This is a genomic window from Pseudomonas sp., assembly GCF_050739655.1.
In the GTDB taxonomy this organism is placed as follows: Bacteria; Pseudomonadota; Gammaproteobacteria; order Pseudomonadales; family Pseudomonadaceae; genus Aquipseudomonas.
On sequence record NZ_JBOIBY010000350.1, the window covers coordinates 1 to 3,795 of the forward strand.

Genomic DNA, 3,795 nt, shown 5'->3' on the forward strand with positions numbered 1-3,795 from the left:
GGGCTTCGGCCTTCCTTCGCTTTCCCCGGCGGCTCGGACCGCTTTAACGCAGACTTCTAGGGTTTTTCATGACGCGCTACATATTCGTCACGGGCGGTGTTGTTTCTTCATTGGGGAAAGGCATTGCATCGGCATCATTGGCGGCCATCCTGGAGGCGCGGGGACTTAAGGTCACCATGCTGAAGCTGGACCCGTACATCAACGTCGACCCGGGCACCATGAGCCCGTTCCAGCACGGAGAAGTGTTCGTCACCCACGACGGCGCCGAGACCGACCTGGACCTGGGCCACTACGAGCGGTTCATCCGCACGACCATGACCCAGAACAACAACTTCACCACCGGCCGTGTCTACGAGCACGTACTGCGCAAAGAGCGCCGTGGCGACTACCTGGGTGCAACCATCCAGGTGATCCCGCACATTACCGACGAAATCAAGCGCCGCATCATCAAGGGTGCCGGCGATGCCGACGTGGCAATGGTCGAGATCGGTGGCACCGTGGGTGACATCGAATCCCAACCGTTCCTCGAAGCCATCCGTCAGTTGCGTTTCGAAGTCGGCGCCAAGCGCGCGATGCTGATGCACCTTACTCTGGTGCCATACATTGCCACTGCCGGCGAGACCAAAACCAAGCCAACCCAGCACTCGGTCAAGGAACTGCGTTCCATCGGCCTGCAACCAGACGTGCTGGTGTGCCGCTCCGATCACCCGATTGATGTCTCTTCCCGTCGCAAGATCGCGCAATTCACCAACGTTGAAGAGCGTGCGGTAATTGCGCTTGAAGACGCCGACACCATCTACAAGATCCCTGGCATCCTGCACTCCCAGGGTCTGGACGATTTCGTCGTCGAGCGTTTCGGCCTGCAATGTGGCGGTGCCGATCTTTCCGAGTGGGAAGCTGTGGTCGACGCCAAGCTCAATCCTGAGCACGAAGTCACCATCGCCATGGTCGGCAAGTACATGGAACTGCTGGACGCCTACAAATCGCTGATCGAAGCGATGAGTCACGCCGGCATCAGCAACCGTACCAAGGTCAACCTGCGCTACATCGATTCCGAAGACATCGAAAACCAGGGCACCGCGCTGCTGGAAGGCGTCGACGCGATCCTCGTTCCAGGCGGCTTTGGCCTGCGTGGCGTGGAAGGCAAGATCACCGCCGTTCAGTACGCTCGCGAAAACAAGGTTCCATACCTGGGTATCTGCCTGGGCATGCAAGTGGCCGTGATCGAGTTTGCTCGTAACGTGCTGGGCTGGAAAGACGCCAACTCCACCGAGTTCGATCGTGCAAGCGGGCACCCGGTCGTGGGCCTGATCACCGAGTGGGAAGATGCCACCGGCGCTGTGGAAACCCGCACAGAAGCATCCGATCTGGGCGGCACCATGCGCCTGGGCGCGCAGGAATGCCTGCTGGAGCCAGGCTCGCTGGTTCACGATTGCTACGCCAAGGACGTGATTGTCGAGCGTCACCGCCATCGCTATGAAGTGAACAACAATCTGCTTCCGCAAATCATGGAAGCCGGCCTGAAAATCTCTGGTCGCTCCGGTGATGGCGCACTGGTTGAAGTGGTGGAAGCACCAGATCATCCATGGTTCGTCGCTTGCCAGTTCCACCCGGAGTTCACCTCGACGCCACGCGACGGTCACCCGTTGTTCAGCGGTTTCGTTAAAGCCGCTTTGGCTCAACACCAGAAGAAGGCGTAAACCTGATGGCGCAGAAGATCATCCGCGTAGGCGATATCGAGATTGCCAACGACAAGCCAATGGTGCTGTTCGGTGGCATGAACGTGCTGGAAAGTCGCGACATGGCAATGCAGGTCTGCGAAGAGTACGTGAAGGTTACCGAGAAGCTCGGTATCCCTTATGTGTTCAAGGCCAGCTTCGACAAGGCGAACCGCTCCTCCGTGACCTCTTACCGTGGCCCGGGCCTGGAAGAAGGCATGCGGATCTTCCAGGACATCAAGCAAGCCTTTGGCGTGCCGATCATCACCGACGTCCACGAGCCGGAACAGGCCGCGGTCGTTGCTGAAGTCTGCGACATCATCCAACTGCCGGCCTTCCTGTCGCGCCAGACCGACCTGGTGGTCGCGATGGCCAAGACGGGCGCTGTGATCAACATCAAGAAAGCCCAGTTCCTCGCACCTCAGGAAATGAAACACATCCTGAACAAGTGCGTGGAAGCAGGTAATGATCAGTTGATTCTCTGCGAGCGTGGTTCCAGCTTCGGTTACAACAACCTGGTCGTCGATATGCTCGGCTTCGGCATCATGAAGCAGTTCGAATACCCGGTATTCTTCGACGTGACTCACGCGCTGCAGATGCCTGGCGGTCGTTCCGACTCCGCCGGCGGCCGTCGCGCCCAGGTCCTCGACCTGGCGAAAGCCGGGATGAGCCAGTCTCTGGCCGGTCTGTTCCTGGAAGCCCACCCTGATCCGGACAACGCCAAATGCGACGGTCCTTGCGCCTTGCGTCTGGACAAACTGGAGCCATTCCTGGCCCAGCTCAAAGCTCTGGACGAACTGGTTAAGAGTTTTCCGACGGTAGAAACCGCGTAATCCTCATTTCTCCGGTAAAGTACCGCACGAATTAACGCTCAGGCCCTCGGGCTTGAGCGTTATCGTCCGCAAGTCTGCCCCGCTGCACATCGCTTGCCGACGGTAAAAGATTTCCTCTAGCTGCGTCGTTTTCGTCAACTTTGGAGTGTTTACAACAATGGCTAAAATCGTCGACATCAAAGGTCGTGAAGTTCTCGACTCCCGTGGCAACCCCACCGTGGAAGCGGATGTGCTTCTCGATAACGGCATCATCGGCAGCGCATGCGCGCCGTCCGGTGCTTCCACTGGCTCGCGTGAAGCGCTCGAGCTGCGTGATGGCGACAAGAGCCGTTACATGGGCAAGGGCGTTCTGAAGGCCGTAGCCAACATCAACGGCCCGATCCGCGACCTGCTCAAAGGCACCGATCCAAGCGACCAGAAAGCGCTGGACCTGGCGATGATCAAGCTCGACGGCACTGAAAACAAAGGTTCCCTGGGCGCCAACGCGATCCTCGCCGTTTCCCTGGCAGCGGCCAAGGCAGCAGCACAGGACCAGGACCTGCCGCTGTACGCTCACATCGCCAACCTGAACGGCACTCCGGGTGTTTACTCGATGCCGGTTCCGATGATGAACATCATCAACGGTGGCGAGCACGCCGATAACAACGTCGACATCCAGGAATTCATGGTTCAGCCAGTTGGCGCCAAGTCTTTCTCGGAAGGTCTGCGCATGGGCACCGAAATCTTCCATCACCTCAAGGCCGTATTGAAGGCCCGTGGCCTGAACACTGCCGTGGGTGACGAAGGTGGTTTCGCGCCTAACCTGACGTCCAACGAAGACGCGCTGAAAGTGATCTCCGAAGCCGTGGCCAACGCTGGCTACAAACTCGGCACCGACGTGACCCTGGCACTGGACTGCGCAGCCAGCGAATTCTATGAAGACGGCAAGTACAACCTGTCCGGCGAAGGCCAGGTGTTCACCGCTGAAGGTTTCGCTGACTACCTCAAAGGCCTGACCGAGCGCTACCCGATCATCTCCATCGAAGATGGCCTGGACGAGTCCGACTGGGCTGGCTGGAAAATCCTCACCGACAAGATTGGCGAGAAGACCCAGTTGGTAGGTGACGATCTGTTCGTGACCAACACCAAGATCCTGAAAGAAGGCATCGATAAAAAGATCGCCAACTCGATCCTGATCAAGTTCAACCAGATCGGCACCCTGACCGAAACCCTGGAAGCCATCCAGATGGCCAAGGCTGCCGGTT

3 protein-coding genes are annotated in these 3,795 nt (G+C 58.5%); all 3 read left to right on the forward strand.

Translation table 11 applies throughout. The annotated features are described in order from the left end of the window. Window positions 1-68 precede the first annotated feature (68 nt). Window positions 69-1,700: a CTP synthase gene (locus ACRESJ_RS17055; RefSeq protein WP_431758948.1), complete on the forward strand. Its 1,632-nt coding sequence runs from the start codon at window positions 69-71 to the stop codon at window positions 1,698-1,700. Between the two features lie 5 nt (window positions 1,701-1,705). Continuing rightward, entirely contained in the window at window positions 1,706-2,551 is an 846-nt protein-coding gene (kdsA, locus tag ACRESJ_RS17060; protein ID WP_084322286.1) for a 3-deoxy-8-phosphooctulonate synthase, read from the forward strand. Between the two features lie 157 nt (window positions 2,552-2,708). Continuing rightward, the coding region (gene eno / locus ACRESJ_RS17065) for a phosphopyruvate hydratase (RefSeq protein WP_431758949.1) at window positions 2,709-3,795 on the forward strand (1,087 nt) is incomplete at its 3' end.